This is a genomic window from Cyanobacteriota bacterium (assembly GCA_025054735.1).
Taxonomy (GTDB): Bacteria; Cyanobacteriota; Cyanobacteriia; order SKYG9; family SKYG9; genus SKYG9.
In genome coordinates this window covers 1-7,408 of record JANWZG010000182.1, presented here as the reverse complement: position 1 = coordinate 7,408, position 7,408 = coordinate 1, and the positions used below count along the sequence as shown (strand labels likewise).

General features: G+C 48.4%; 7 protein-coding genes. 3 read left to right on the top strand and 4 right to left on the bottom strand.

What is annotated here, in order from left to right; genetic code table 11:
• The 3 genes from NZ772_10190 to NZ772_10180 form a co-directional block, all read left to right on the top strand.
• Positions 1–918, top strand: a 918-nt coding sequence (locus NZ772_10190) for a glycosyltransferase (GenBank protein MCS6813920.1), incomplete at its 5' end; no start/stop codon positions are given.
• Between the two features lie 53 nt (positions 919–971).
• Positions 972–2,024 carry an SGNH/GDSL hydrolase family protein gene (locus NZ772_10185; protein ID MCS6813919.1) on the top strand — a complete coding sequence of 351 codons (1,053 nt, stop codon included), beginning with the start codon at positions 972–974 and terminating at the stop codon, positions 2,022–2,024.
• A gap of 185 nt (positions 2,025–2,209) precedes the next feature.
• Complete coding sequence (locus NZ772_10180) at positions 2,210–3,562, top strand: glycosyltransferase family 4 protein (protein MCS6813918.1); 1,353 nt, start codon at positions 2,210–2,212, stop codon at positions 3,560–3,562.
• A gap of 27 nt (positions 3,563–3,589) precedes the next feature.
• Here NZ772_10180 and dprA read toward each other — a convergent pair whose 3' ends face one another.
• From dprA to ftsZ, 4 genes are all read right to left on the bottom strand, one after another.
• Positions 3,590–4,717, bottom strand: a complete 1,128-nt coding sequence (dprA, locus tag NZ772_10175) for a DNA-processing protein DprA (GenBank protein ID MCS6813917.1) — start codon at positions 4,715–4,717, stop codon at positions 3,590–3,592.
• Positions 4,718–4,732: 15 nt separating this feature from the next.
• The gene (locus NZ772_10170) at positions 4,733–5,416 is read right to left on the bottom strand and encodes a DUF2301 domain-containing membrane protein (protein ID MCS6813916.1); all 684 of its coding nucleotides are present in this window, start codon (positions 5,414–5,416) and stop codon (positions 4,733–4,735) included.
• A 37-nt stretch (positions 5,417–5,453) separates the two neighbouring features.
• Positions 5,454–6,272 carry a bifunctional hydroxymethylpyrimidine kinase/phosphomethylpyrimidine kinase gene (thiD, locus tag NZ772_10165; GenBank protein ID MCS6813915.1) on the bottom strand — a complete coding sequence of 273 codons (819 nt, stop codon included), beginning with the start codon at positions 6,270–6,272 and terminating at the stop codon, positions 5,454–5,456.
• Between the two features lie 24 nt (positions 6,273–6,296).
• Positions 6,297–7,408, bottom strand: a 1,112-nt coding sequence (ftsZ, locus tag NZ772_10160) for a cell division protein FtsZ (protein MCS6813914.1), incomplete at its 5' end; no start/stop codon positions are given.

Below are 7,408 nucleotides of genomic sequence, written 5' to 3'. Positions count from 1 at the left end.
AACCACCTGCATACCTATGATCTAGTCGATACCCACTACCTGTTTTCCTATGCACCTACCTGTGCAGCCGCGATCGCCCGCTACCGTGGCATTCCTTACACCATGCGCACGATGGGGCAACTATCTCCTTGGGCATTGGCACAGAGTCGTCTTAAGAAACAGCTTTACATCAAGCTAGTGGAACAGCGCAATCTAGACCGAGCCGCAGTTGTGCACTGTACATCTGAGGGTGAGGCTTCAGATGTCAGCCAGTTTGGTATCCAAGCTCCGTTGGTAACAGTACCACTAGGAGTAGACTCTCCGCCTGTTATTCCTGATGCAAGTGCCAAGTTACACCAGAAATATGATATTCCTACGGAAGCGTCAGTTATCCTCTTCTTGTCGCGCTTGCATTACAAAAAACGCCCCGATCTGTTGCTCCAAGCTTTGCAGCACTTGGGTAAGTGTCGTCCGTTTCATTGTCTATTAGCTGGCTCTGGTGATGTGGACTATGTTCGCTATTTGCAGCAGCAAATTACTAGCTTAGGGCTAACTCAGCGGGTGACGATGCCAGGGTTTGTCGAAGGCTACGATAAACATCTCTTGCTGCAGGGATCGGATGTGTTTGTGCTGCCATCTTTTTCTGAAAATTTTGGTATTGCTGTGGCTGAAGCCCTACAGGCTGGCCTACCAGTAGTGATTACGCCAGATGTCCAAATTGCTCCAGAAATCGCCAAAGCTGGAGCCGGTCTGGTGGTTGAAGGTACTGCTGAGGCGGTTGCGGCGGCCCTAGAGCAACTGTTGGCATCACCAGATTGGCGGTGTCTGTTGGGCCGTCAGGGCAAAATTCTGGCTGCCGATCGCTACTCGTGGAAAGCTGTCGCCCATGAGCAACAAACAATTTATGAGTTGATTCTGAAACAATCAGCTAAGCAGTAACGTCATCTAATGATAAGGTGCTTCAGGTGCCTTGGCTTTCATGCCTAGGTTCAGTGTCTAGATCTAGTCATGTCATGCTGTGTTGCATTCACTGGAAGCGCCTTGTCAGGCGTACTCGGCACCGATATTGGCTACCAATATTAGGGCTGATACTGCTGGCCATTGTGGAGTTAGTATTGCGAATTAGCTGTGGCTTAGGTAACCCACCGTTGCTCCAAGCTGATATCTATACAGGCTATCGCTTTCAACCGAATCAATCACTGGTGAGGTTTGGTAAGCGAATTCGCTACAACCAATACTCTCAACGATCGGATCCAATTGCTGTCCCCAAACCACCAACAATTTGGCGAATTTTGATGATTGGCGATTCTGTGTTAAACGGTGGCAACCCGATCGACCAATCTGACACTATTACAGAGCTGTTGAGGGCCATGATTCAAGCAACTAACCAACCAGCAGAAGTCCTAAACGCCTCAGCAGGTTCATGGGGTATTGGCAATGGACTGGGTTATCTGCAATTGTTTGGCACCCTAGATAGCGATATAGTGGTTCTCCAAATTGGTGCTCACGATCTTTACCAGCCCACAAGCACAAGTGAAAAACTGGGTAGGGATCCTAACTTCCCCAACCGTCGGCCTTGGTTGGCTCTACAAGAAGTCTGGAGTCGCTACCTATGGCCACGCTTGGCCCTGTTGTTACCATCTGTCCAATTTCGAGTAGACTCTCCCACAGTGAGCACATCCAATACAACTACCCCAGAAATGGTTGCCCAGAGTAATCGCCAGCTCTTAAAAACAGAAGTTGCCCTAATCCGACAGCACCATCGGCCCGTATATATACTGTTTGTCCCAGGATTCCCTCAGGTATATCCTCCTTATGCCCCCGTTCCTTACAAGGCAGAGTTTATGCAACTGGCTCAATCACTCCAAGTTCCAGTGCTTGATTTACACCAACAGTGGCTGACATTGCCAGCTTCAACAGTAATGACTTACTTTCGGGACGAATTACACTTCACGGTGGCAGGAAACCATGCGATTGCTACCGCTCTATTTCAACTGTTTTGTCAACAGGAGGATCAACCAGAATGCTCTAATATTCAGCCGTAGTTAATTTTCTAGCAACAGGAGTATTAAATGCTATTGTATTGGTTAACTAAAATTGGCGGCTCTGGGCAGGATTGGGCAATCTTAATACGAAGGACACCAATCAGTGATCAAGAAGGGTGCAACGGTCCTTTGCACAATTACGAAAGGGTATGAGGAACGGAAACACGCCAGAACCGCAGCCGTTAATGAGGCTGTCTATTATTACACAGTTCTATCCGCCTGATTATGCGGCTACTGGTCAGTTAATTGAAGAGCTAGCAACCCAACTGGTGAACCAAGGTTTGCATGTTCAAATTTTTACTGGTCAGCCAGGCTATGCCTATCAGAAGCAGTCAGCACCTACGATTGAACGATCGCCCCAGTTACTGGTGCAACGATCGCGAGCCTCTAATCTTTGGCCTCAGCGGATCCGTGGCAAGGCTTTGAATGGGCTGATGTTTTGTCTACGATCGGCCCTGCATCTGCTGAGAAATCGCCAGAAGAAAGATATTCTACTAGTCACCACAGCGCCACCCTATTTGCCCGTCTTGGGGTATTTGGCGCAAAAATTACTTCGGATCCCTTACGTTTGTTTGCTGTACGATCTTTACCCTGATGTGGCCGTTGAGCTAGGGGTTGTGTCACCACAAGCAGGGCTTACTCGCCTGTGGAATTGGATTAATCATCATGTTTGGCATCACTCGAAGGCATTGATTGTCCTCAGTTCCAGCATGAAGGATCGGATTGCAAAGCGATATCCTGAACTAACGGACAAGATTGCTATTATTCACAGTTGGGCAAATCCAGACTGGATCGTACCCATTCCAAAACAAGACAACTGGTTTGCCATTGATCATCATCTAGATCAACGCTTTACAGTTTTATATTCAGGCAATATGGGTCGTTGTCATGACATGGATACGATTCTGGAGGCTATTAAACAATTGCGCTATGAACCTGTCCAATTTGTTTTTATCGGTGGTGGTGCAAAGCGCAAAGCATTTTTAGAACAGGTTGAGCAATTAGGGCTAGGCAATTGTCTGTTCTTACCCTACCAAGATAAACATGTCTTACCCTACTCCCTAACAGCCTGTGATTTATCCCTAGTTAGTATTGGAGCTAGAATGGAAGGCCTGATTGCTCCTAGCAAGTTCTACGGCAGTTTGGCTGCAGGGCGACCGATCGCGGTAATTTGTGAGCCACATTCCTACCTCCGAAGCATCATCGCAGCGTCTGGATGTGGAAAAGCCTTTAACCTAGGAGATAGTACTGCTTTAGCCAACTTTATCCGCCTGTTACTGAAGAATCCACATCTTGTGGAAGAAATGGGCGCTGCTGGTCGGCAGTATATGGAATGTCACTTCACGCCAGAAATCATTGCTAAGCAATATCTACAGGTGCTCCAGCGAGTTATCAATACTGAACTACACCCCAACCTATGTGATCTGAACCAAGCGGTAAGTATCAAAACTACGGCGGCTGTAGAACCTAGCCTAGTGCGTAAAGCTAGTTTTGCTCAACGTTTAATTAATTGGCACAAAGGTAGGTTGATGTTGTAGCCATCGAAAGCCGCAAACTTCGTCGGCCTAGTGTCGCTGATAGCGCATTCCTGGCAACTCCGTAATTAAGTTCATGAGCTGAAGTTGGATAAGAGCACTGGAGACAACGTTAGCAGGCATTTCAACATGTTGAACGATGTAATCAAAGGACACTGAATCAGACGAAATAGTAGCTAAAACCTTAGCTAGTGATGGATCCAGATCGGGTGGGAGTGTAGACTCAGACCTTGGTGATATTGGTGTTTCTGGGGCTGAGGAATTATCTAGCGCTGGCAATGTCCCCAAGAGTTCTAGCAAATGACGCTCCCCAAGAATGAGTTGTGCACCCTGGTTAATCAGTTCTAAGCAACCATAGGAGCGGGGATTGTCTAACGCTCCGGGCAATACATAGACATCTCGTCCATAGTCATTGGCGATGCTAGCTGTAATCAACGCACCTGATCTAGCTGGGGCTTCAGTGATCAGCACAGCACGACATAACCCTGCGATAATGCGATTGCGCTGTGGAAAGTGTAGTCGGTCTGGTTTCGTGCCTCTAGGATATTCACTCACTACTAAACCCTTAACTAAAATATCGTCGCAGAGCTGACGATTACTGACAGGGTAAACAACATCAATGCCAGAACCCACAACGGCAATCGTTCGGCTACCTCTGGAAACACAGGTACGGTGAGCTTCTGTGTCAATGCCCTCAGCTAAACCAGAAACCACTACAAAGCCATGCTGCACTAGGGCAGTTGTTAGTCTTTGTGTCCACCGCTTACCATAGTCCGAAGGGTTGCGAGTGCCAACGATCGCCACCAAGTTAGTCCTTCCTTGATTTTCTTCCGGAACAACGTGGCCTCGGTAATACAGCACTAGAGGATAACTAGGCGTTTCTAGCAACAGTCGTGGATAGTCAGGATCAGCAGGGGTCCAAAAACAAGGATTTTTTTGCTGATGCTGCTCTAGAAAAGCATATGGTTCCAAAGAGTTGCGCGTAGCCAGAATAGCCTCTGAAATCTGGGGGCCAATACCCTCAACGGTCATCAAATCTGATAGAGAAGCTGACCAACCCGCTTGCAGGCTACCAAACCGCTGTTGTATTCGTTTTACAAGGGTAGCCCCAATACCTGGAACCTGTGCCCAAGCTAGCCAATATGCCCGATCGTCCATCGCCTGCTGCGACCCTTAGTGGCAAGAAGGTTGACGTTGAGACTGGAGATAGGCGAACACACTCTTGTCACCAATATCCGGTGGAATAGGCTGTACTAGCTTGCGCAGAGCCACTATCAGCAGTAGAACTGCACAGCTGGCCAATAAGACTTGCTCAACACTGGGTGAGAACAGCCTGGTCAAATGACCCAGTACCAACATGGGAATCAATGGAGTCAATAACTTAGTTTCGGGGCGGTTGAAACAAAATGCTTCCTTGAAGGTAATGCCAGTTAACGCAGCGAAGGTGAACCCAAGACCTAGCAATGTAGACGGATGTTGATAAACAACTAACGCTAATGGTTGAGGGCTGGAGATGGCGATCGCGAGGGCAGCAACGGCACCCACGAGCCAAAACAGTTGTAAAACCCGATGTAGCACCGCTAGGTAAATGTGAATAGTTAACAGACTAATGCCCAAGCCCAGACAAAAGCAGACATAAAGGGGCGTAAGTGCTTGAAGAACAAACGGTTGATTGCCCAACCACAGGACTAACCCAACACCCAAGGCAAAGCTCATGGCTGAACAAATTAAACCAGCCCGGTAGATAATGACACTGCGCCGATCGGCATCGGTGATTGTAAAAGTACCAAACTGGCCTTGATATACCTCTGGTGCTTGCATTGAATCTGTAGTGCTAGAGGTCTGTGTTGTCAGCATAGGCATCCTTTTAAGGTATCACTCAATACTAGCAAAACTACTGTATCAGCGGGTAGAAGTGACCAACCGGGCCTTGCCCTCGCCCAATTGCCAAAGCATGATACAAGGCTTGGGTAACGTACTCCTTCGCTAAGGTCACTGCATCTAACAGGTCATGCCCTAGACTTAGATTAGCTGCGATCGCGGCTGATAACGTACAGCCTGTACCATGAGTATGGGTTGTATTAATAACAGTAGTTTTTAACACTTGAGTGTGACTACCATCATACCAAACATCAATCCCTTTCAACGCTCCTGGCATACTGCCTCCCTTGACTAGCACTGCCTTGCAGCCCAGCTCATAAATAGCCTGAGCAACGGTAGTCATATCCTCTAGGGTGGTAATGGTTTGCCCACTCAGGAGTTGTGCTTCATAGCGATTGGGGGTTACGATCGTTGCCAAGGGAATCAAGGCTGTTGTTAATAAGGCAATTGCATCGTCATCAATCAACTGAGCACCAGTTCTCGACACCATTACGGGATCAACTACGAGGGGGCTAACGTTTAACCTAGTAACCCAGTCAACGACAGTAGCAATAATCCCCTTGTTTAGCAACATACCTGTTTTGGCTGCGTTGACACCAATATCGGTAACGACAGCCTCAATCTGAGCAGCCACAGATTCCGGCCCCAAAGCATCAACCCTAGTGACTCCTAAGGTATTTTGAGCAGTTACACAGGTAAGGGCAGAGGTACCGTGGACTTTATGGAAAGCAAAGGTTCGCAAGTCAGCCTGGATACCTGCCCCACCACCGCTATCGGAGCCAGCGATCGTCAGCGCTACAGGTATAGATGCATCTGGTTTAACCGTATCCATACCATCCAAGACCTCCTTTCGAGGCTATCGTTGAGGACGTCGCCGTTGCAGAAATTCAGGAATATCTAGCCCAATACCTGGTCGCTCTTGGCGGTTAACATTTGGATCACGGCTGGGTGATGGTGGAGTAGATACTGAGGAACCTGATAAAGGTCGCTTTGTGATTTGTACTTTCGTAGCTGGAGGCTGAGGAGCCTCGCCGCTAAAACCCGTAGCAATTACCGTAATGCGAACTTCACCCTGCATACGATCGTCAATCACCGCCCCGAAGATAATGTTAGCGTTAGGATCCACAACTTCGTAGATGGTTTCAGCGGCAGCATTTACCTCGTGCAGAGTCAAGTCACTACCACCAGTAATGTTAAACACAACCCCTCGTGCTCCATTTACGGATGCCTCCAACATAGGTGAAGAAATAGCTGCTACGGCTGCTTCCCTGGCCCTAGCTTTACCAGAGGCTGTTCCAATACCCATCAAGGCCGACCCTGCATCAGCCATAACCGCCCGAACATCAGCAAAGTCAACATTGACAAGGCCAGGAATTGTGATGATATCCGAGATGCCCTGCACGCCCTGGCGCAGGATATCATCAGCCACTCGAAACGCTTCTTGGACAGGTGTTTGCTCTGAAATAACTGACAGTAGCTTGTCGTTAGGGATCACAATTAACGTATCCACCTGACTTTGTAGTGCCTCAGTGCCTTCCTCTGCCTGGTTAATGCGTCGTCGCCCTTCAAAGGTAAAGGGACGGGTCACCACACCGACAGTTAAGGCCCCTGCCTCCTTAGCAATTTCTGCAACGATCGGGGCAGCACCCGTACCTGTGCCACCACCCATACCGGCAGTGATGAACACTAGGTCAGCACCGTCAACCACAGCGGTAATATCGTCACGGGACTCTTCGGCAGCTTTTTGCCCAATTGCTGGATTTCCCCCTGCCCCTAATCCACGAGTGAGCTTATGACCAATTTGTAGACGTTTTGCGGCTGACGCATTCGCTAAGGCTTGGGCATCTGTGTTAATTGACCAAAACTCAACCCCAGAAACACCACTGGCAATCATGCGATTAACCGCATTACAGCCGCCACCACCGACACCAATCACCTTAATCCGAGCTATGCTGCTTGGTATAATGT

What these genes read in the sequence shown, in the direction of transcription:
- thiD (MCS6813915.1), bottom strand. Translation starts at nt 6,272, where the DNA reads ATGGATACGGTTAAACCAGATGCATCTATACCTGTAGCGCTGACGATC.
- dprA (MCS6813917.1), bottom strand. Translation starts at nt 4,717, where the DNA reads ATGGACGATCGGGCATATTGGCTAGCTTGGGCACAGGTTCCAGGTATT.
- NZ772_10180 (MCS6813918.1), top strand. Translation starts at nt 2,210, where the DNA reads ATGAGGCTGTCTATTATTACACAGTTCTATCCGCCTGATTATGCGGCT.
- NZ772_10170 (MCS6813916.1), bottom strand. Translation starts at nt 5,416, where the DNA reads ATGCTGACAACACAGACCTCTAGCACTACAGATTCAATGCAAGCACCA.